At 73.2% G+C, this 20,228-nt stretch carries 18 protein-coding genes and 1 pseudogene; 11 read left to right on the top strand and 8 right to left on the bottom strand.

Features of this window, described 5'->3' with window-relative positions:
• A pseudogene (locus E1166_RS31590) lies at positions 1–238 on the bottom strand (hypothetical protein); the annotation flags it as partial.
• A gap of 374 nt (positions 239–612) precedes the next feature.
• Between E1166_RS31590 and E1166_RS20505 the strand changes: the two are divergent.
• Complete coding sequence (locus E1166_RS20505) at positions 613–1,137, top strand: phosphoesterase PA-phosphatase (RefSeq protein ID WP_243710452.1); 525 nt, start codon at positions 613–615, stop codon at positions 1,135–1,137.
• A 25-nt stretch (positions 1,138–1,162) separates the two neighbouring features.
• On the opposite strand, the gene E1166_RS20500 is transcribed toward E1166_RS20505, so the two are convergent.
• Genes E1166_RS20500 through E1166_RS20490 form a run of 3 tightly spaced genes read right to left on the bottom strand, consistent with a single transcriptional unit; the run spans position 1,163 to position 5,945 of the window.
• On the bottom strand, positions 1,163–2,389 hold the full coding sequence (locus E1166_RS20500) for a hypothetical protein (protein ID WP_132341077.1): 1,227 nt from the start codon (positions 2,387–2,389) through the stop codon (positions 1,163–1,165).
• A gap of 41 nt (positions 2,390–2,430) precedes the next feature.
• Positions 2,431–4,083 (bottom strand): GTPase, encoded by a 1,653-nt coding sequence (locus tag E1166_RS20495; RefSeq protein WP_132341081.1) that lies wholly within the window; start codon positions 4,081–4,083, stop codon positions 2,431–2,433.
• Between the two features lie 26 nt (positions 4,084–4,109).
• Positions 4,110–5,945, bottom strand: a complete 1,836-nt coding sequence (locus tag E1166_RS20490) for a GTPase domain-containing protein (RefSeq protein WP_132341075.1) — start codon at positions 5,943–5,945, stop codon at positions 4,110–4,112.
• A 208-nt stretch (positions 5,946–6,153) separates the two neighbouring features.
• On the opposite strand from E1166_RS20490, the gene dnaK reads away from it, so the two are divergent.
• From dnaK to E1166_RS20465, 5 genes are all read left to right on the top strand, one after another.
• Entirely contained in the window at positions 6,154–8,010 is a 1,857-nt protein-coding gene (dnaK, locus tag E1166_RS20485; RefSeq protein WP_132341073.1) for a molecular chaperone DnaK, read from the top strand.
• A gap of 48 nt (positions 8,011–8,058) precedes the next feature.
• Positions 8,059–8,793: a nucleotide exchange factor GrpE gene (gene grpE, locus E1166_RS20480; RefSeq protein ID WP_132270076.1), complete on the top strand. Its 735-nt coding sequence runs from the start codon at positions 8,059–8,061 to the stop codon at positions 8,791–8,793.
• An 82-nt stretch (positions 8,794–8,875) separates the two neighbouring features.
• The gene (gene dnaJ, locus E1166_RS20475; protein WP_132341071.1) at positions 8,876–10,057 is read left to right on the top strand and encodes a molecular chaperone DnaJ; all 1,182 of its coding nucleotides are present in this window, start codon (positions 8,876–8,878) and stop codon (positions 10,055–10,057) included.
• Positions 10,058–10,084: 27 nt separating this feature from the next.
• On the top strand, positions 10,085–10,522 hold the full coding sequence (locus E1166_RS20470; RefSeq protein ID WP_132270081.1) for a MerR family transcriptional regulator: 438 nt from the start codon (positions 10,085–10,087) through the stop codon (positions 10,520–10,522).
• 277 nt (positions 10,523–10,799) lie between these two features.
• Positions 10,800–11,009, top strand: coding sequence for a hypothetical protein (locus E1166_RS20465; RefSeq protein WP_132341069.1), 210 nt, complete (start codon positions 10,800–10,802; stop codon positions 11,007–11,009).
• A 169-nt stretch (positions 11,010–11,178) separates the two neighbouring features.
• On the opposite strand, the gene E1166_RS20460 is transcribed toward E1166_RS20465, so the two are convergent.
• On the bottom strand, positions 11,179–13,389 hold the full coding sequence (locus tag E1166_RS20460) for an MMPL family transporter (RefSeq protein WP_132341067.1): 2,211 nt from the start codon (positions 13,387–13,389) through the stop codon (positions 11,179–11,181).
• Positions 13,390–13,462: 73 nt separating this feature from the next.
• On the opposite strand from E1166_RS20460, the gene E1166_RS20455 reads away from it, so the two are divergent.
• The gene (locus E1166_RS20455) at positions 13,463–14,095 is read left to right on the top strand and encodes a TetR/AcrR family transcriptional regulator (protein WP_165944392.1); all 633 of its coding nucleotides are present in this window, start codon (positions 13,463–13,465) and stop codon (positions 14,093–14,095) included.
• A 40-nt stretch (positions 14,096–14,135) separates the two neighbouring features.
• Here the strand turns inward: E1166_RS20455 and E1166_RS20450 are convergent, their stop codons facing one another.
• The 3 genes from E1166_RS20450 to E1166_RS20440 all read right to left on the bottom strand — a co-directional run bounded on the left by E1166_RS20450 (position 14,136) and on the right by E1166_RS20440 (position 16,447).
• On the bottom strand, positions 14,136–14,567 hold the full coding sequence (locus tag E1166_RS20450) for a hypothetical protein (protein WP_132341063.1): 432 nt from the start codon (positions 14,565–14,567) through the stop codon (positions 14,136–14,138).
• A gap of 166 nt (positions 14,568–14,733) precedes the next feature.
• On the bottom strand, positions 14,734–15,939 hold the full coding sequence (locus tag E1166_RS20445; RefSeq protein ID WP_132270181.1) for a cation:proton antiporter: 1,206 nt from the start codon (positions 15,937–15,939) through the stop codon (positions 14,734–14,736).
• A 7-nt stretch (positions 15,940–15,946) separates the two neighbouring features.
• Entirely contained in the window at positions 15,947–16,447 is a 501-nt protein-coding gene (locus E1166_RS20440) for a cation:proton antiporter regulatory subunit (protein WP_132341061.1), read from the bottom strand.
• Positions 16,448–16,534: 87 nt separating this feature from the next.
• On the opposite strand from E1166_RS20440, the gene E1166_RS32180 reads away from it, so the two are divergent.
• From E1166_RS32180 to E1166_RS20425, 4 genes are all read left to right on the top strand, one after another.
• Positions 16,535–16,981 (top strand): hypothetical protein, encoded by a 447-nt coding sequence (locus E1166_RS32180; RefSeq protein ID WP_243710453.1) that lies wholly within the window; start codon positions 16,535–16,537, stop codon positions 16,979–16,981.
• Positions 16,912–17,070 (top strand): hypothetical protein, encoded by a 159-nt coding sequence (locus E1166_RS32175; protein ID WP_243710451.1) that lies wholly within the window; start codon positions 16,912–16,914, stop codon positions 17,068–17,070. Before E1166_RS32180 ends, E1166_RS32175 begins: the two co-directional genes overlap by 70 nt.
• Positions 17,067–19,658 (top strand): ATP-dependent chaperone ClpB, encoded by a 2,592-nt coding sequence (clpB, locus tag E1166_RS20430; RefSeq protein ID WP_132341059.1) that lies wholly within the window; start codon positions 17,067–17,069, stop codon positions 19,656–19,658. Before E1166_RS32175 ends, clpB begins: the two co-directional genes overlap by 4 nt.
• A 151-nt stretch (positions 19,659–19,809) precedes the next feature.
• Positions 19,810–20,193, top strand: coding sequence for a hypothetical protein (locus tag E1166_RS20425; RefSeq protein WP_132341057.1), 384 nt, complete (start codon positions 19,810–19,812; stop codon positions 20,191–20,193).
• Positions 20,194–20,228 lie beyond the last annotated feature (35 nt).

The raw sequence follows: 20,228 nt of genomic DNA, 5'->3' as shown, positions 1-20,228 counted from the left end.
GCCAGGGGCCACCCCCCACCGCCGAGCCGACCAGCACACTCTCCGAACCGCCGGCGGAGCCAACACCCACCGCCACCCCGGAGCCGACCAGCGCGCCGGAACCCGCCCCCGGTCCGAGACCGACCGCGACAGCGGAGCCCGGCCCCGGACCGACTCCCGGTCCCGAGCCGACCGCGACCGCGTCGCCCGCCCGCACCCCGCGGCCGGCGCCCAGCGCCGCGGCTGGGCCGCGCGGCACCGCCGCCGACGTGGGCCGCGCACGGACCGCAGGTCCCCGCGCCGGCGACCTGCGGTCGACTCGCCGGCCGGTCCCCACGGTCCGATTCCCAGCCACCCCGCCGGCCAGCCACGGCCCCGCTCCGCAGCGTCCGGCGGAACCCACCGCGACCGCCCACGACAGCCTCGGCCCGGCCGGTACGGTGACCAACGACGCAGGCTGACGGGCCGTACGTCGGCGGGCGGAGCCGGCCCACCAGCGGTCGGCCGGCACGGATCGGGGACGAGGCGCTGAGCGGGGTCGACGGGACGGGTGGCGGCACCGGCCCGGTCGTCGCGTCCCCGGGACGGGCGACCCGGCTGGCCCGGCTGGTCACCGAGCTGACCGCGCCGGCCGTGCTGGTGAGCCTCCTGACCGTGCTGGTGGGCTGGCACGCGGCGGGCGTGCACGGACTGGCCTGGGGACTGCTCGCCACCCTCTTCGCCAGCGGCATCCCGTTCGCGTACATCCTCGGCGGGGTTCGGCGCGGGCGGCTAACCGACCACCACGTCCGGGTACGGGAGCAGCGGCGGGTGCCGCTGCTGTTCGGTCTGGCCTCGGCGGCGGCCGGACTGGCGGTGCTCGCCGCCCTCGGTGCCCCGCGCCCGATCCTCGCCCTGATCACAGCCGGAGTGGTCGGCCTGGGGGTGGCGGTGACCGTCAGTCACTGGTGGAAGATGTCGATCCATACCGCCGTGGCGGCCGGCACCGCGGTGGTCCTGGTGCTGACCTTCGGCCCCGGGCTGCTGGCCGTCGCGCCGTTGCCGGTCGTGACCGGCTGGTCCCGGCTGCGGCTGCGGGACCACACGGTGCCGCAGGTCGTGGTGGGTGGGGTGGTCGGCGCGCTGGTGGCCGGGGCTGTCTACGCCACCCTCGCCTGACTGTGAGCGTGGACGACGCCGGTGGTCAGGGGGTGTCGTCGGTGAGATGGTGGCGGTTGGCCTGGAACCAGGCGTCCAGGGCGGCCGGGTCGTCCGGGTCGACGCCGTCGGCCATCAACCGGGCCACCGCCGCCGTGGCGGGGCTGCGCCGCTCACCGGTCTGGTAGAGCCGGGCGAACTCCGGCACCAACTCCTCGATCATCTCGTCGGTCCGGGTGGCCGCCGGCTCCGGCAGCCCGCGCCGCCGCGCCGCGTACTCCGCCCAGGCCCGCAGCACCCGGGGCAGCATCGCCGCGTCGTCCATGTCCAGCACGGCCCGCCGGTGCACCCAGTCCAGCAGGAACAGGCCGGCCACGGCCGGGCTCCAGCGCAGCGGGTCGGCGTCCGGGAAGGTCGCCGCGTGATCGAAGATCAGGCCCAGGCAGAAGTGCAGCGAGGCCAACTCGGCGTCGCCGTCGAGGGTGCCCAGCCCGAACCGGGCTGCCTCCGGGGAGGTGAGGAAGGCGCGGACGAGGTCCGCCCGCTCGTCACCGGTGAGCGGCTCGGCGTCCCGGCCGGCGGTGTCGACGGGTGCGCCCGGCAGCAGCGCCAGCCGTGCCCCGACCAGCGCCCGGTCGGTGGCGAGCGAACCGTCGGTGGGGAGCTTCCCGAGGTCGTCGGTGACCGCGAGGTGGCGGCTCACCTCGCCGTGCATCCGGGCCGGGTCCTCCTCCCGGAACCAGGTCAGCTCGTCGGCGGCGCACATCTGCCGGACCTGGTCCAGGATCCGCTCGGCGGGACCGCCGACGAAGACGTCCTTGGTGATGCCGATGTTGTGGTCGACCAGCGCCACCAGCGCGTGCTCGGGGCCGCCCGCCGCGTCGTCGTACGCGAAGGTGGCCAGGTAGGAGGTCTGGTCGCCGTACACGTCCCCGTACGACCAGGTGCCGGTGAGGTGGACCCGGCCGAGCTGACCCGACCAGGCCGGGGCGCGGGTGCCGGGGCGCACCTTCGCCGCGCCCTCCGCGTCGGGCACCAGCGCGGCGAAGACCGACCGGATGGTGGTCGCGGCGGCGGTGCGCCGCCGGGCCGTGGCGGTCAGGAAACCGGCGACGAACTCACGCACCGCCCGTTCCCGGTCGGTTTCCGCGATCGCGTAGACGCTGCCCAGCAGGGCGGTGCCGAGCATCTCGGCGTCGAGGGCGCAGTCCAGGCGGGTCACGTCGCGGGCGGCGTGCAGCACCGCCTCGTAGGGGGTCTGTGGCGTGGCCATGGACCGACCCTACGCCGACCGGCGCTCCGGCGTCCCCGTCGTCAGCGGCCGGCGTCCCGCAGGGCCGCGCGGGCCTGCCCGTACCGGTCCAGGACGACCCGGACCGGTGCGACCACGAGCGCCGCTCCGACCGTGGCCACCGCCGCCGCCAGCCGGTCCTCGGCCCGCCGCCGGGCGCGGCGGGCCGCCCAACGCACCACCGGTCGGGTCAGCGCCGCCACCAGCAGCCCGGCGAGCAGACCGCCCAGGAGCAGCAGCGTGGGCAGCGGCACCTCGCCCACCATCGGGGTGTCCAGCGCCGGTAGCCCGAGGGCGCGCAGCGCGTACCCGAGCACCAGCCAACCGAGCCCGGCCACCGCGGCCAGGGTCACCAGCCACTGGAGGCCGCCGACGAGTCGCCACCACAGCGGCCGGCGGTCCATGCCCAGGTCGGTGCCGGCCACCGCGCGGTCCAGCGCGTCCGGCAGGTCGCCGAGGCGGGAGCGGGCGGCTGCGGTGACCGCCTCCGGCCAGGGTGCGGGCAGGCCGTCCCCGCAGCGGTCGGCGACCTGCCGGACGGCCAATCCGAGGGCGGAGCGCTGCGCGGCCGTCGGGTCGGGCACCGAGGTGGCCGCGACGAGGCTCTCCGCCGGCCGGTCGGCGTCCGCCGGCGGGCCGGGCAGGTGCAGCCGGCGCAGCGGGTCCGGCCGGAGCTTCCGCCAGCCCCGCACCACCGGCCAGCCGGTCGCGGCGGCGGCCCGGTGCCGGTACGCCCTCTCGACCGCGTCCGCCACCGTCGGCACCCCCGCCGCCCCGGCCAGGGCCCGGTCCAGCGCGCCCACGGTCGCCCGGTCCGGTGCGTCCACCGGCGGTTCCGCCCCGACCAACTCGCCCATGGCAGTGACGACCGAGTCCACGTCACCGGCGAGGCGGCGCAGCGCGGCCTGCCGCTCGGCGACCGTACGCTCCAGTGCCTGCCGGAGCCCGATGATGCCCGCCGGGTTCACCGCGTACGTGGTCAGCAGCGGCACCCCCGCGAGCCCGTCGGCGTCGAGGAGGCGGCGCAGGTCGTCGACGACCCGGGGCAGCTCCGCCGGGGGCAGCCGGTCGGCCTGGTTGAGCACGACCAGGGTGACGTCCCGGTGCCGGTGGAACTCACGCAGGTAACTGGTGTGAATCACCCGGTCGGCGTACTTCTGTGGGTCGACCACCCACACCACCAGGTCGACCAGGCCGAGCAGCCGGTCCACCTCCAGCCGATGGGATCGCTGCACCGAGTCGAAGTCGGGCAGGTCCAGCAGGACCAGCCCGTGCAGGGCAGACTCGTCGTCGCCGTCGAGCGCGCTCTCCCGGACGAACCGGTGCCGGGGCAGTACGCCGACCCAGTCGAGCAGCCGGTTCGCGCCGTCGAGCGGCCCCCACACGCAGGCGTGCGCGACCCCGGTGGTGGGCCGCCGCACCCCGACCGGGGAGAGTTCCAGCCGGGCCAGGGCGTTGAACAGGCTGGACTTGCCGCTGCCGGTGGCACCGGCGAGGGCCACCACGGTGTGGTCCCGGGACAGCGACAGTCGGGTGCCGGCCCGTTCGACCAGGGTGTGCGCGGCGACGAGCCGGGAGTCGGGGACCTGCCCGTCCACCGCGCCGAGGAACCGGCGGACCGCGTCGAGGCGGGTGACCAGGGCGTCGGCGTCGACCAGTTGGTCGCCCCGGAACATCTCACGGAGCCGGCCGGTGATGCCCGTCACCGGCGGTCCCTCACGGGCAGGGCGGTCGGTTCTCCGTCGCCGAGGCCGCTGTCGTGTCGGGCCGCCTCGACCCGGTCGGCGGCCCGACGCAGCTCCGCGCCGGTGTCCGCGCCGGGACGGGCCTGTTCGGTACGCGCCAGGTAGCGCGTGGCCTCGTCGTCCAGCAGCGTCCGTACCCGGTCCAGCAGGTCGGCCCGGGCCTTGTTGGCCAGGGTACGCACGGCCTGGTCGCCGAAGATGGCCTGGAGCACGCCCTGCGCGGCGACGGTGGTGCCCGCCCCGGTGGCCACCTCCAGCCCGGTCGGGATGAACGCCGTCGAGGCGAACACCGCGATCATGACAGCGAGACCGGTGGCGTTGACCGCGTACGCGGCCGTGCGGGCCACGAACCGTTTGTCACTGCCCTCCGTCCGTACCAGCTCCAGCACGCCGCGTTGCCAGTCCCGGACCAGCCGTTCGGCCCGTTCCGGCAGGTCAGGGGAGGGATGGGCCAGCTCCGGCGCGAGCAGTGCCGCCCCCGCCGGGTGCGCCTTCCAGCTGGTGTACGCGCTCTCCGCGGCCTCTGCGGCGACCGCGCGCAGCAGGGTGACCAGCTGCGACTCGATGGCGTCCCGCAGCTCGGTGGCGGGCGTGGCGGGTCGCCCGGTGACCGCGGCGACGAGCCGGTCGCGCAACCGGCTGATGCGTGCCTCCACCGTCCGGAAGAACTCGCCGGTGCCGACGAACTCCTGCCAGCGGGCCAGCACCTCACCGCGGAGCAGCCGGCCGTCCTTGAGGCCGGCCTCGACCGTCCGTTCCGCCGCCCGGTACGCCGCCCGGACCCGTTCGTCGAGCGCGTCGGCGGCGGCGGTCTGCTCGTCGGCGGCCTCGGCCAGCGCCTCGACGGTGGGGTGCAGCGAGGCGAGCGCGCCGTCCAGGGTCTGCCGGACCACGGCGGCCCGGGCCTCGGCGTCGGCGGCCAGCCCGGCGAACCAGTCGCCCAACGGCGCGGTGACCCGTTCGGGCAGCAGGCCCTGGCCGTCGACCCAGGTCTCGGGCAGGACGAACAGCGGCGCGGTGTCGAGCTGCTGGGCGGCGAGCATCTCCGACAGGTGGGCGGTGACCTCGTCGATGGCCTCCGGCGGCACCCGGTCGAGCACCAGGGCGATCGCGGCGCCCCGGGAGCGGGCGCTGCGCAGCAGTTCCCAGGGAACGGCGTCGGCGTACCGGGCGGCGGTGGTGACGAAGAGCCAAAGGTCGGCGGCGGCCAGCAGTTGGCCGGCCAGGGCCCGGTTGGCGTCGACCACCGAGTCGATGTCGGGCGCGTCGAGGAAGGCCAGCCCGGGTGGGAGCGCGGGGGCGTTGACCAGTTGCAGGGTGCCCGGGTCCTCGCTGGGCTCGTTGGTGCGGGTCAGGCCGGGCAACAGCTGGCCCTGCCGGAACCAGGAGGAGTCGGCGGGGTTGCAGACCAGCACCGGGGAGCGGGTGGTGGGGCGCAGCACCCCGGCGGCGCTCACCCGCGCCTTCACCAGGCTGTTGACCAGGGTCGACTTGCCGGCTCCGGTGGAGCCGCCGACGACCACCAGCAGCGGCGCGTCGAGTCGGACGAGGCGGGGCAGCAGGTAGTCGTCGATCTGGTCGGCCAGCGCGGTGGCGGTACGCCGGGCCGGCTCGGTCGAGGGCAGGGCGAGCGGGAACCGGGCCGCACCGATCGCGGCCCGCAGTTCGGCCAGTGCTGCCGGAAGGGCGTCTCCGGCGGTGTCCGACCCGTCCTGCGCGGCGCCCGGCGATCCGGTGCGGGCGGCGACAGCGGGCGCGCCGGACCGGGTGGCGGGATCGCCTTTCGTCGTCACCGCTAAAGCGTGCCCGACCGACGCTAAGGAAGACAACCAGACGGTAATAACGGTCGGGTTGCGTCGGGTCGACTCAACCCCAACTTGCGATTTGCGGGAGGCGTGGCACTATTGAGCCAGGTTCACTCAACTTGTGGTGTGGTCGCTGCGGGCGGCCCGCCGGGCAGGCCCTGCGACCTGCTCATCGTTACGAAGCGAGGAAGCGAAGATGGCACGTGCGGTCGGTATCGACCTCGGCACGACGAACTCCTGCGTCAGCGTTCTCGAGGGCGGTGAGCCCACCGTCATCGCCAACGCTGAGGGCTCGCGGACGACCCCGTCGATCGTCGCGTTCGCCCGCAACGGCGAGGTGCTCGTCGGTGAGGTCGCCAAGCGTCAGGCGGTGACCAACCCGGACCGGACGATCCGCTCGGTCAAGCGGGAGATCGGCACCAACTGGACCGTCGACATCGACGGCAAGAAGTACACCCCGCAGGAGATCTCGGCGCGGACGCTGATGAAGCTCAAGCGCGACGCCGAAGCGTACCTGGGCGAGCAGATCACCGACGCGGTGATCACCGTCCCCGCCTACTTCAACGACGGCCAGCGCCAGGCCACCAAGGAGGCCGGTGAGATCGCCGGTTTCAACGTGCTGCGGATCGTCAACGAGCCGACCGCGGCCGCCCTGGCGTACGGGCTGGACAAGGGCTCCAAGGAGCAGACCGTCCTGGTGTTCGACCTCGGTGGCGGCACCTTCGACGTGTCGCTGCTGGAGCTGGCCGAGGGCGTCATCGAGGTCAAGTCCACCTCCGGTGACAACCACCTCGGCGGTGACGACTGGGACCAGCGGATCATCGACCACCTGGTGAAGACCTTCCGGGGCGAGCACGGCATCGACCTGTCGCAGGACAAGATGGCCCTGCAGCGGCTCCGTGAGGCCGCCGAGAAGGCCAAGATCGAGCTGTCGGCGGCCACCACCACCAACATCAACCTGCCGTACATCACCGCCGGGGCGGCCGGCCCGCTGCACCTGGACGTGACGCTCAGCCGCGCCGAGTTCCAGCGGATGACGCAGGACCTGCTGGACCGCTGCAAGGGCCCCTTCGAGCAGGCCGTGAAGGACGCCGGGATCAAGATCTCCGACGTCGACCACGTCATCCTCGTCGGCGGCTCGACCCGGATGCCGGCCGTGACCGACCTGGTCAAGCAGCTCACCGGCAAGGAGCCCAACAAGGGCGTCAACCCGGACGAGGTCGTCGCCGTCGGCGCCGCCCTGCAGGCCGGTGTGCTCAAGGGCGAGGTCAAGGACGTCCTGCTGCTCGACGTGACCCCGCTGAGCCTGGGCATCGAGACCAAGGGCGGCATCTTCACCAAGCTGATCGAGCGCAACACCACCATCCCGACCAAGCGCTCCGAGGTCTTCACCACGGCCGACGACAACCAGCCGTCCGTGCTGATCCAGGTCTTCCAGGGTGAGCGGGAGATCGCCGCGTACAACAAGAAGCTCGGCACCTTCGAGCTGACCGGCCTCCCGCCGGCGCCGCGCGGCGTCCCGCAGATCGAGGTCACGTTCGACATCGACGCCAACGGCATCGTGAACGTGCACGCGAAGGACCTGGGCACCGGCAAGGAGCAGAAGATGACGATCACCGGCGGCTCCTCGCTGCCGAAGGACGACATCGAGCGGATGCGCCGGGACGCCGAGGAGCACGCCGAGGAGGACAAGCGCCGGCGCGACGAGGCGGAAACCCGCAACCTGGCCGAGGCGCTGCAGTGGCAGACCGAGAAGTTCCTCGCCGAAAGTGGCGACAAGCTGCCCGGCGAGAACCGTGACCAGATCAACGAGGCCCTGGGCGAGCTGCGCGGCGCGCTCGGCGGTCAGGACATCGAGAAGATCAAGTCGGCCCACGAGCGGCTCGCCCAGGTCTCCCAGCAGGCCGGTTCGCTGCTCTACTCCCAGCAGGCCGAGCAGGGCGAGCAGCCCGGCGCGGCCGGCGCGGCCGGCGCGGGCGCGACCGGCGGCCCGAAGGCCGGCGGAGCCGACGACGTGGTCGACGCGGAGATCGTGGACGAGGACAAGAAGTGACGGTCCGTCCCGGACACGGACTCACGGCACAGGGATCGAGGTAGTCGCATGACGGAGAAGCCACGAGCCGCCGACCCGGTGGAGCCCGGGTCGGCGCCGGGTGGCTCCGGGCCCGCCGAGCAGACCGCCGGCGACGCGCCGCGGGTCGTCATCCGCAACAACCGCAAGCTCGGCAGGACCGAGGAGACGTCCGCCGCGGCCGATGCCGGGACGGACGTACCGGCCGAGGGCCTGGTCGAGGAGGGCGAGATCGTGGTCGACGAGATCGAGGTCGAGGCGGCCTCGGTCTCCGGCCCGGCGGTGGTCGACGCGCCGGCCCAGCCGGCGGGGGAGGCCGTCGCGCCGCTCGGCGCGGAACTGGAGGCTCTCCGGGCCGAACTCGACGAGCGGACCCGGGACCTGCAACGGGTGTCGGCGGAGTACGCCAACTACCGCAAGCGGGTGGACCGTGACCGCGGCCTGGTGCAGGAGCAGGCAACCGGTTCGGTGCTCGCCGCACTGCTGCCGATTCTGGACGACCTGGACCGGGCCCGCGAGCACGGCGACCTGGTCGGCCCGTTCGGCACCGTGGCCGAGCAGCTCACCACCGCGCTGGGCAAGTTCGGGCTCAGTGCCTTCGGTGAGCAGGGCGACCCGTTCGACCCGACCCGGCACGAGGCGGTCGCCCACCAGACCTCGGCCGACGTGGACGCTCCGACCTGCGTCCAGGTGATGCGCCGGGGCTACCTGCTCGGGGAGCGGCTGCTGCGACCCGCGCTGGTCGCGGTCGCCGACCCGGAGTAATAGTGCGGGACCATCCGGTCGCCCCGCCCGCCGTGCCACGGCGGGCGGGGCGACCGGGCCACACGGCGAAGGGGGTGGACGGGTGAGTGCCAAGGACTGGATCGAGAAGGACTACTACGCCACGCTCGGCGTGCAGCAGTCCGCCTCCTCGGACGAGATCAAGAAGGCGTACCGGAAACTGGCCCGGCAGTCCCACCCGGACCACAATCCCGGTGACCCGAGGGCCGAGGAGCGGTTCAAGGCCGTCTCCGAGGCGTACGCGGTGCTCGGCGACGACGCCAAGCGCCGCGAGTACGACGAGATGCGCTCGCTGTTCGGCTCGGGCGCGTTCCGCCGTGGCGCACGCGGCCCGGGTCAACCCGGTGGAGCACCGTTCGACGTCTCCGACCTGTTCGGCGGCGGGGCCGGCGGGGACACCCGGTTCGGCGGCGGCGGCTTCACCGACCTGTTCAGTTCGATCTTCTCCGGTGGTGGGGCCGGTGGTCCGGCGCGCCCCCGGGGTCCGGCCCGGGGCCGAGACGTCGAGACCGAGGTCACGCTGGACTTCGACGACGCGGTACGCGGGGTGACCCTGCCGCTGACGCTGCGTGCCCCCGGAGTCTGTGACACCTGCCACGGTGACGGGGCCAGGCCCGGCACCAGCCCGAAGATGTGCCCGGCCTGCCACGGTGCCGGGGTCACCACCCGCAACCAGGGGTCGTTCAGCTTCTCCGAGCCGTGCCGCACCTGCCAGGGCGTGGGCACCGTGGTCGAGGAGAAGTGCCCCGAGTGCCAGGGCACCGGCGGGGTGACCAAGACCCGGACGTTGAATGTCCGGTTCCCCGCCGGGGTGGCCGACGGCCAGCGGATCCGGCTGGCCGGGCGCGGTGAGCCGGGCGAGCGCGGCGGGCCGGCAGGCGACCTGTTCGTACAGGTCAAGGTCCGTCCCGACGAGCTGTTCGGGCGCAGCGGGGACGATCTGACCCTGACCGTGCCGATCACCTTCGCCGAGGCGGTCCTCGGCACGAACCTGCGGGTGCCCACGCTCGACAGCGCGGTGACCCTGCGGGTGCCGCCGGGTACCCCGTCGGGGCGGGTGCTGCGGGCTCGCGGCAAGGGCGTGCAGCGCAGGGACGGCCAGGCCGGTGACCTGCTGGTCACGCTCGACGTGCTGGTGCCCGCGACGGTGTCGGACGAGGCCCGGGCGGCGCTGGAGTCGTTCGCGGCGCAGACGCCGCCGGCGGCTCGGGAACATCTCGACGCGCGGCTGCGTCGGGTTGGTTGACCGGTGTGGACTGCGGAGGTGAGCGGGATGTCGGACGGGTTCGTTGGTTCGGATGACCCTGCCTACGAGGCCAAGGTGCTGATGATTTCGGTCGCGGCGCGGATGGCGGGAATGCACCCGCAGACCCTGCGCCAGTACGACCGGCTCGGCCTCGTGCAGGCCGGCCGGGCGGCCGGGGGTGGTCGCCGGTACAGCGTGCGTGACGTGGTGCTGCTGCGCGAGGTGCAGCGGCTCAGTCAGGACGAGGGCGTGAACCTGGCCGGGGTCAAGCGGATCATCGGGCTGGAACGGCTGCTGGAGCAGGCGCAGCAGCGGGTGGCCCGGCTGGAGGCGGAACTGGACGCGGCGTACCGCCGGATCGCGGAACTGGAGACGTTGGGCGGCTTTCCGCGCGGTGATCTCGTACCGACCAACCGCACCTCGACGGCGTTGGTGGTGTGGCGTCCCCGCCGTACCGACCGCTGACCTCGCCCCACGCCCAACCCACGCCCCACGCACGGCGTTGCGCCCATCGCCCACCCCACGACTCGGCGTGGTGCGGTGCGGTGGCGGCGGGCAAGATCAATTTACTGTGCGGCAGATGGTGGTGTCCCGTTGCGAGGACACCACCATCTGCCGTACCTGAGGTCGATCATCGCGAGTGAGAGTGGGTTGTGGGTTTTCCCGCGGAGGTGGGGTGCTTCCGCTAGCCTCAAAATCAGGTTCAACCGGCTCAATCCGGACTCCGATGGCAGGGGGAGCCATGACCGAATCGGCGAAGAGGGTCGCCCAGCAGGCGGAGGACCGGCTCGAGAAGGTGGCCGAGGACGCCCGGGAGAAGTTCGACCGGCTCACCGAGGGGCGCCTCGCTGACAAGATCAAGAACGGCAGGTTCGCCGACCAGGTCGACCACGGCGTCGACCAGGCGCGCAGGGAGGCGGACCGTCGGGGGAAGGGCGGATCGGAACGCTGACGATCCGCCGACGCGCGGGCCGGGACCCACGGGGGGTCCCGGCCCGCGCGCCGTCGGGGCGCGCCGGGACGCGGTGACGTCGGGCGGGGGTTCCGGCCCCGCGTGCTGTTGGGACGCGGCCGGGACGCGGTGATCTCGGGCAGCGGGGGCCCGACCGCAGGGCGTGGCGTCACCGGCCTGACGGCGCTCCGGCGGGGCCGGTGGTGTCCGGCCACCAGGCGCGGTGGCTGAGCATGCCGAGCACCGCCGGCGCCAGGACCACCCGGATCACGGTCGCGTCCACCAGTACCGCTGTGGCCAGCCCGATACCGATCATCTTGACCAGTGTGTCGTCGATGGCGGCGAAGCTGATGAAGACGACCGCCATGATGGTCGCCGCGGCGGTGATCACCCGACCGGTTCCGGCCAGTCCGGTGATCACCGCCCGGTGCGGGTCGCCGGTGCGCCGGTACTCCTCCCGTACCGAGGAGAGCAGGAACACCTCGTAGTCCATGGACAGCCCGAAGAGGATCGCGAAGAGCAGCATCGGCACCACCGACATGATCGGTACCGGCTGGTCCACCCCGAGCAGGGACAGCCCCCAGCCCCACTGGAAGACCGCCACCAGGACGCCGTACGCCGCGCCGATGGAGAGCATCGCCATCAGCGCCGCCTTGAGCGCGATCAGCGGTGCCCGGAACATCGCCACCAGCAGCAGGCTGGCGGCCAACACCACGCCGAGCACCACCCAGGGCAGCCGGCGGGCCACCGCATCGGCCATGTCGATCATGTACGCGGTGTGGCCGCCGACCGCCACCTGCGCGCCGTCGGGGGCGAGCGCCGCCGGCCCGAGGGTACGCCGGATCCGGTGCACCAGATCGGTTACCTGCTGGTCCTGCGGGGCGTGCCGGGGTACCACGGTGAGCAACGCCAGCGTGCCGTCGGTGCTGCGTACGGGTGGGGTGACCAGACCGACCTCCGGGTCGGCGGTGAGTGCCCCGGCCAGCCGGGCCAGCGAGTCGTCGGTGGGTTGCCGGACCGCCAGCACGAGCGGGGCGTTCCAGCCCGGCCCCAGTTCCCGCCGCACGGTGTCGTACGCCTGCCGTTGTGGCCAGTGCCGCGGCTGGTTGCCGTCGTCGGGGGTGCCGAGCCGCAGGCTCAGCAGCGGCGCGGTCAGCCCCAGCAGGACGGCCAGCGCGCCCAACCCGTACCCGATCCGGTGTCGGTCCAGGTGCCGTCCCCACCGTGTCCACCACCCTGCCGACCCCGACCCCGGAGTCGACCGCCTGTCCCGCTCCCGGACGTCCGGGTCGCGGCCCTCGTCCGCCCCGGACACCGCGACCGGAGCGGCGGTGGGCGTACGGGCAGCGCGCCGGGCGGGCAGGGGAAGGTGCCAGCGGTTGACGTGCGGGCCGAGCGGGCCGAGCAGGGCGGGTAGGAGGGTCAGCGCCGCGAGCATCATCGCGGTCACGGTCAGCGCGGTGGCGATACCCATCGCGCCGACGAACGGGATGCCGGTGAAGAGCAGCCCGAGAATGGCCACCACGACGGTCGCGCCGGCGAAGAGGACGGCGTGCCCGGCGGTGGCAACCGCCCGGCCGGCGGCGGCGATGGTGGGCAGCCCGTCGGTCAGGGCGGCGCGGAACCGGGTGACCACGAAGAGGGCGTAGTCGATGCCGGCGCCGAGGCCGAGCATCACCGCGACGATCGGTGCGGCGCTGGGGATCTCCGTCACCGCGGCGGCGACGAGCATCAGAGCGGTGCCCACCGCCAGCCCGGCGAGCGCGATCAGGATGGGCAGGCCGGCGGCGACCGCCGAGCCGAAGGCCACGAGCAGCACCAGCAGGGCCACGCCGAGGCCGACCGCCTCGGCGGGCCCGGTCGCCGGTTCGAACGCCAGGTCGACGACGAGGCCCCGGAAGGTGACCTGCACGCCGTGGGTCCGCGCCGCGCCGGCCGCCGTGTCGAGCCGGTGGTACGCCTGCGGTCCGAGGTCGCCGACGTCCCGGTCGTACCGGACGGTGCCGATCGCGGTGCGCCCGTCGGGGCTGACCACTCCCTGGCCGGCGAGCGGGTCCTCCACCGCGCTGACCCCCGGCTGGGCCCGGATGGCGGCGGTCATCGCCGTGATCACGGCCTGCCGGTCGGGGGTTCGCAGGTCGCCGTCGGGGCTGTGCCAGACGATCTCGGCGCTGGCCGCACCGTACCCGGGAAAGGCCTTCCGGGCGAGGTCGGCGGCCTGCTGCGATTCGGCGCCGGGGATGCGGAAGTCGTTGACGAAGTCCCCGCCCGTGGTCTGGCCGGCGGTGAGCAGGGCGATCGCGCCGATCAGCCAGAGGGCGAGGGTGCGCCAGGGGTGGGCGGCGGTGGCCCGGCCCAGGCGATCCAGGAAGCGTTCCATATCCCGAGAAAATCACATCAACTGCAAATTTGCAACGAGTGAAGAAATCTTTCGGGTGTCGTATCGTGTCGGAGTGACGACCGGACCGGGGCTGCGCGAACGCAAGAAGGAGCGGACCCGTCAGGCGTTGATCAACTCGGCGCTGGATCTCTTCGCGGAACGGGGATACGAGGCGACCACCGTCGCCGACATCGCGGCCGGCGCCGACGTCTCCACCCGGACCTTCTTCAGCTACTTCGCGAGCAAGGAGGAGATCCTCTTCGCCGACACCGAGGAGCGGCTCGCCCTGGCCTTCGCCGTCATCGACCAGCGGGGCACGCAGGACGAGCCGGCGGACGTGCTGCTCCGGACGATGGCCACGATCCTCGACCGGAGCGGGCGGTTCGCGCAGGTCTTCGACCGGGCCGCCCCGATCCGGCTGCGGATGCTCCTCACCGTGCCGGCCGTGCAGGGAATGGCGCTGCGACGCCTGCTCTCCGCCCAGCAGCGGCTCGCGGCCCACCTGCAGGCGGCTTTTCCCGGCCGGCTTGACCGGGTCGAGGCGGCGGCGATGGTGGGCGCACTGGTCGGCGCCGTGGTCAACACCATGCTCACCCTGGTGGAGTCACCCGAGCAGGTCGACCAACTGACCGGCGATGTCGACCACGTCCTCGCGCACCTGCGTCGCGCCGTCGACGTCGCCGTACGCGGCATCGCCGCCGGCTGACCCCAGGCAGGGACCGGCGACATCGGGAGTGGTACGGCGGTCAGCCGAGCCGGCGGTTCTCCCGTACCAGGCCGCCCTCGCACCAGTCGGGGTAGTCGAAGAGGCCCGGCCGGTCGAGCAGCACCCGGCTGTTGTGCGCCCAGTTGCGCATCAGTTCGTCGCCCTCGCGCTCGGCCTGCTCCACCAGCTTGCGGAAGCGGCGCCGGGGGTGGGCGCGGAAGTTCGTCCGGATGCCGTCGGCCGCGTAGATGTAGAGGCAGTGCAGAGCGAACCGGCGGGCCGGGCAGTGCGGGTCCATGGCCAGTTCGAAGAGGGTGAGCACCAGGTGGTCACCGGAGAGGAGCAGGTCCCAGTCCGGCGGCATCGATGACAGGGGCACCGAGTCAGGGTGGTATGCCCAGGCCCGCAACTCCGCCGGCGACGGGTCGACGGGGTTGGCGAAGCCGTGGAACGTCGGATCCTGGGCGTTCACCGGCAACCTTCCGCTCGCGCCCGCGGGGCGCACCGGCCAGCCGCGGGGCCTCTGGCTTGCTCGGGCGAAACGGTAGTCGTAGGTGGTGCGGGGGCGGAAGGGTTCGGTCGAAACCAATTGGGCAACGGCCGGCGGGGTCAGCCGTACGGGTGACCCCGCCGGTCGATCATTCCGGTACGACCACCGGCTCGGGGCGGGGGGCCAGCGACCGGCGGCGCAGCCAGGCCTTGAACCACGCCATGTCGGGCAGTCGCGCCAGCATCGGCCCGGTCACCACCGTGATCAGCACGTACGCCGTGGCGAGGGCGGCCAGCTTGGGTTCGACGGTGCCGGCGGCGACCGCGAGCCCGGCGATGACGATGGAGAACTCGCCGCGCGGGGTCAGCGCGAAGCCGGTCCGCCATCGTCCGGGTTCGGCGATGCCGGCCCGGCGGGCCGCGAGGTAGCCGGTGAGCAGCTTCGTCCCCATGGTGACCAGGGCCAGCAGCAGCGCCGGCAGCAGCACCGGCGGCATGTCCCGGGGGTCGGTGACCAGACCGAAGAAGACGAAGAAGACCGCCGCGAAGAGGTCCCGCAGCGGGGTGAGCAGTTCGGTGGCGTGGTGTGCCACCGGCCCGGAGAGCGCGATGCCGACCAGGAACGCGCCGACCGCGGCCGAGACCTGGAGCTTGGCCGCGACCCCGGCGACCAGCAGCGTCAGCCCCAGCACGCCGAGCAGCAACGCCTCGGCGTCCTTGGCCGACATCGCGGTCGAGATGAGATTGCCGTACCGGATGGCGGCGACCAGCACGACGACCACGGTGAACACTGCGATACCGAGGGCGATGCCGCCCTTGACCAGCCCGACCCCGGCCAGCAGTGCGGTGACCAACGGCAGGTAGAGCGCCATCGCCAGGTCCTCGATGACCAGCACCGACAGGATCACCGGGGTCTCCCGGTTACCCACCCGGCCGAGGTCGTTGAGCACCTTGGCGATCACACCGGAGGACGAGATCCAGGTGATGCCACCGAGCACCACGCCGGCCACCCAGCCCCAGCCGAGCAGTAACGCGAAACCGAAGCCGGGTAGGGCATTGAGCAGGGCGTCGATCAGCCCGGCGGGGGCGGCCGCGCGCAGGTTGCCGACCAGTTCGTTGGCGCTGTACTCGAGGCCGAGCATGACCAGCAGCAGGATGACGCCGATCTCGGCGCCGACGGCGAAGAATTCCTCGCTGGCGTTGAGTTTCAGGATGCCGCCGTGGCCGAAGGCCAGCCCGGCGAGCAGGTAGAGCGGGATCGGTGAGACGCCCATCCTGCGGCTGACCCGCCCGAGCAGGCCCAGCAGGAACAGCAGTGCGCCGACCTCGATCAGCAGTGTGGTCGTTTCGTGCATCCGCGCCTCAGCCGTCCGGGTCGCTGTCGGCGAAGATCGCGGTGACGCCGTCGAGTCCTTGCCGGGTGCCGACCACGACCACCACGTCACCGGCGGCGAAGCGGAAGGTGGGGTCGGGCGAGACGATCACCTCGCCCTGGCGCAGCACGGCGACGATCGAGGCGCTGGTGCGGGTCCGGGCCTTGGTGTCGCCCAGCGTCCGGTTGACGTACTTCGAGCCGGCCGGGATGGCGATCTGCTCGGTGAGCAGCCCGGCTGCCTGCTCGCGCAGCCCGGAGAGCTGGCCGAGCATCAGCGACGCGCCGAGGATGTCGGCGAGCGCCTCCGCCTCGTCGTCGGTCAGCGGGACGTCGTGCTGGCAGGAATCGGGGTCGTCCGGGTCGTAGAGGACGAGGTCACGGCGGCCATTGCGGTGGGAGACCACGCCCAGGCGGCGGCCGGACTCCGTCATCAGGTCGTGACGTACGCCGATTCCCGGTAGGGCAGTCTGTTCGACACGTACTCGCACCCGGGTCAGGCTACCGGTCGAGGTCGAGATGATCGAGCGGCGTTTCCCCTGCTGGGTGAGGCCAGGTCGGTGCTGACGTTGTGCTCGGTGCCGCCGTCGACGCGGATCTCCCGCATCCCGTCGCCGGGGCCGAAGCGCACCGCCACGGGCGTGGTGCGGGCGGCGTACCGGTTCCGGAACGCGCTGTACCGGCTCCTGCGCGACCCGGCCGACGAAGCCGCGTTCGCCGAGGTCGCGCGCGTGGCGCAGTCGGCCGTGCGGGCGACCGAGCTGGTTCACGGCGTACGGGGAGGTGCTCAGCGGCGGCTGTCGGACGACGCTGGCCCGGCCCTTCCGCTGCACGCCGTCGCCCGTGCCGCCGAGGATCTGCCCAGCGGCGAGGCGTGGCGCTCGGTCCGCGCCTGCCCGGGGCTGGACTGTGGGTGGTTGTTCCTCGACGTCCGGGGGAGCGACGGTGGTGCGACATGGCGAGCTGCGGCAACCGGGCGAAGGCGCGCGCCCACGCCGCACGCCAGGCGGCTGCCTTCGGAGTGACTGAGCTCACATGGCCAGGGTTGAGCGGAATAGACTCAACTCTGGGAGTGTCCGTACCAGTGGACACGCCGATCCGGGGGAGCCCATGAACACCGAACGCCTCACCACCAAGAGCCGCGAGACCATCACCGGTGCCGTCGCCCTGGCCAACCGGCGCGGCCACGCCACCGTGGAGCCCTGGCATTTGCTGCTGGCCCTGCTGGACACCGAGGGTTCGACCGCCGCCGGCCTGCTGCGCGCCGTCGGGGCCGATCCCGCCGAGCTGCGCCGGGTCGCCCAGCGCGCGGTCGACGCGCTGCCCGCCGCGCGCGGCTCCAGCATCGCCGAGCCCACCCTGGCCCGCGAGTTCGTCAACGCCATCGGCGCCGCCGAACAGATCGCCCGGCCACTGGGCGACGAGTACACCTCCACCGAGCACCTGCTCGCCGGCCTCGCCCGGGTGGGTGGCGCGGTGTCGACCGCGCTGAAGGCCGCCGGAGCCACCGAGGAGACGCTGGTCGCCGCCTTCCCGACCGTACGCGGCGGGGACCGGCGGGTCACCACCGCCGATCCCGAGCAGACCTACCAGGCCCTGGCGAAGTACGGCGTCGACCTGACCGCCAGCGCCCGCGACGGCAAGATCGACCCGGTGATCGGTCGGGACTCGGAGATCCGCCGGGTGATCCAGGTGCTGTCCCGGCGGACCAAGAACAACCCGGTGCTAATCGGCGAGCCGGGCGTCGGCAAGACCGCGATCGTCGAGGGGCTGGCCCAGCGCATCGTCGCCGGGGACGTGCCCGAGTCGCTGCGGGACAAGAAGCTCGTCTCGCTCGATCTCGGCGCGATGGTCGCCGGCGCGACGTACCGGGGGCAGTTCGAGGAACGGCTGAAGTCCGTGCTGGAGGAGATCAGAAACTCGAACGGGCAGGTCATCACCTTCCTCGACGAGCTGCACACCGTCGTCGGCGCCGGCAAGGGCGAGGGCTCGATGGACGCCGGCAACATGCTCAAGCCGATGCTGGCCCGGGGCGAGCTGCGGATGGTCGGCGCGACCACCCTCGACGAGTACCGCGAGCACATCGAGAAGGACCCGGCGCTGGAGCGGCGCTTCCAGCCGGTGCTGGTGGGCGAGCCGACCATCGAGGACACCATCGGCATCCTGCGCGGCCTCAAGGAGCGCTACGAGGTGCACCACGGCGTCCGCATCACCGACGCGGCCCTGGTCGCCGCCGCCGCCCTCTCCGACCGCTACATCACCGACCGCTTCCTGCCGGACAAGGCGATCGACCTGGTCGACGAGTCCGCGTCCCGGCTCCGGATGGAGATCGACTCCCGGCCGGTCGAGGTGGACGAGATCGAGCGGGCGGTCCGCCGGCTGGAGATCGAGGAGATGGCGCTGGCCAAGGAGCCGGACGCCGCCTCCGTCGAGCGCCTCGAACGGCTGCGCAAGGAGCTGGCCGACAAGCGTGAACAGCTCACCGCGCTCTCCGAGCGCTGGAAGCTGGAGAAGGACCACATCACCAAGCTCTCCAGCGCCAAGGAGGAGCTGGAACGGCTCGGTGGCGAGGCCGAGCGGGCCGAACGCGACGGCGAACTGGAACGCGCCGCCGAGCTGCGCTACGGGCGAATCCCCGCCCTCAAGGCCGAGCTGGCGCGGGCCGAGGAGGAACTGGCCCGGCTCCAGGCCGACGGCGCGATGCTCAAGGAGGAGGTCGGCGCGGACGACATCGCCGCCGTGGTGGCCTCCTGGACCGGCATCCCCGCCGGGCGGCTGCTGGAGGGGGAGACCGCCAAGCTGCTCCGGATGGAGGAGTCGCTGCGGGCCCGGGTGGTCGGCCAGGCCGAGGCGGTGGGCGCGGTCTCCGACGCGGTCCGCCGGGCGCGGGCCGGCGTCGCCGACCCGGACCGCCCGACCGGCAGTTTCCTCTTCCTCGGCCCCACCGGCGTCGGCAAGACCGAGCTGGCCAAGGCACTCGCCGAGTTCCTCTTCGACGACGAGCGGGCCATGGTCCGCATCGACATGAGCGAGTACGGCGAGAAGCACTCCGTCGCGCGCCTGGTCGGCGCCCCGCCCGGGTACATCGGCTACGAGGAGGGTGGCCAGCTCACCGTGGCGGTGCGCCGCCGCCCGTACTCGGTGATCCTGCTGGACGAGGTGGAGAAGGCCCACCCGGACGTCTTCGACATCCTGCTCCAGGTGCTCGACGACGGCCGGCTCACCGACGGTCAGGGGCGTACGGTCGACTTCCGCAACGCGATCCTGATCCTCACCTCCAACCTGGGATCGTCGGTGATCGGTGACCTGACGCTGGCCGAGGAGCAGCGCCGCGAAGGGGTGCTCGCGGTGGTCCGCTCGCACTTCAAGCCGGAGTTCCTCAACCGTCTCGACGACATCGTGGTCTTCGCCGCGCTGCGCGGTGACGACCTGCGGGCCATCGTCGACATCCAGCTCGACCGGATGCGCCGCCGGCTCGCCGACCGTCGGTTGACGCTGGACGTCAGCGACGCCGCCCGGGGGTGGCTCGCCGCGCACGGGTACGACCCGATCTACGGGGCCCGCCCGCTGCGCCGGCTGGTCCAGTCGGCCATCGGCGACCAGCTCGCCAAGGCCCTGCTGGCCGGCCAGATCCGCGACGGCGACACGGTCCGGGTCGACCTGGCCGACGCCAAGGACGGCCTCACCGTCACCGCCGCCTGATGCCGACCGTGGGGTCGGTCCCGCCCACGCCGGCGGGACCGACCCCACCTTCGCCCCGTCGAGCCGACGCGGCTGGGACAGGTCGGCCACGCCGGTCGTCCGGGTGCGCCGAGCAGGGTTTGCGGTGGCGGGACCGGGAGAGGATGCAGACATGGTGGGGATCGGAAAGCCGGGTTGGGCCCGGGAGTTGGACGCCGCCGTGCGGGAACTGGCCGGGGCGGACACCGTGGCCTTCGGCGGGGTGGGCATCGCGGGGACGCTGCTGCCCGCCACGGAGGCGTACCAGCGGGTCGAGGCGGCCCTCGCCGCCCACCCGCAGGAGGCCCGCGAGCAGGTCGAGTGGTTGCTGCGCCGCGGGTCGCCCGCCGGCAGGGCGTACGCGGCGACGCTGCTCGAACGGGTCGACCCGGCCGCCGCCCGCCATGCCTGGGCGGCACTGCGCGACGAGTCGGGCGAGTTCAGCACCTTCACCGGCTGTGTGATGGGTCGCGCCACCCTGGGGGGATACGCCGCCGACCGGCTCGCCGGCGCCTGACCCGAGCCGAACGGCGGCTCCGCCGCCTCGAGTGC

Source organism: Micromonospora sp. KC213 (assembly GCF_004348325.1).
GTDB lineage: Bacteria > Actinomycetota > Actinomycetes > Mycobacteriales > Micromonosporaceae > Micromonospora.
This window is presented reverse-complemented; position numbering and strand designations above follow the sequence as displayed.

Bases quoted from the DNA above. Each gene is read 5' to 3' on its own strand.
- E1166_RS20500 (WP_132341077.1), bottom strand. From the start codon at position 2,389: ATGGCCACGCCACAGACCCCCTACGAGGCGGTGCTGCACGCCGCCCGC.
- E1166_RS20495 (WP_132341081.1), bottom strand. From the start codon at position 4,083: ATGTTCCGGGGCGACCAACTGGTCGACGCCGACGCCCTGGTCACCCGC.
- dnaK (WP_132341073.1), top strand. From the start codon at position 6,154: ATGGCACGTGCGGTCGGTATCGACCTCGGCACGACGAACTCCTGCGTC.
- grpE (WP_132270076.1), top strand. From the start codon at position 8,059: ATGACGGAGAAGCCACGAGCCGCCGACCCGGTGGAGCCCGGGTCGGCG.
- E1166_RS20470 (WP_132270081.1), top strand. From the start codon at position 10,085: ATGTCGGACGGGTTCGTTGGTTCGGATGACCCTGCCTACGAGGCCAAG.
- E1166_RS20465 (WP_132341069.1), top strand. From the start codon at position 10,800: ATGACCGAATCGGCGAAGAGGGTCGCCCAGCAGGCGGAGGACCGGCTC.
- E1166_RS20460 (WP_132341067.1), bottom strand. From the start codon at position 13,389: ATGGAACGCTTCCTGGATCGCCTGGGCCGGGCCACCGCCGCCCACCCC.
- E1166_RS20445 (WP_132270181.1), bottom strand. From the start codon at position 15,939: ATGCACGAAACGACCACACTGCTGATCGAGGTCGGCGCACTGCTGTTC.
- E1166_RS32175 (WP_243710451.1), top strand. From the start codon at position 16,912: ATGGCGAGCTGCGGCAACCGGGCGAAGGCGCGCGCCCACGCCGCACGC.
- clpB (WP_132341059.1), top strand. From the start codon at position 17,067: ATGAACACCGAACGCCTCACCACCAAGAGCCGCGAGACCATCACCGGT.
- E1166_RS20425 (WP_132341057.1), top strand. From the start codon at position 19,810: ATGGTGGGGATCGGAAAGCCGGGTTGGGCCCGGGAGTTGGACGCCGCC.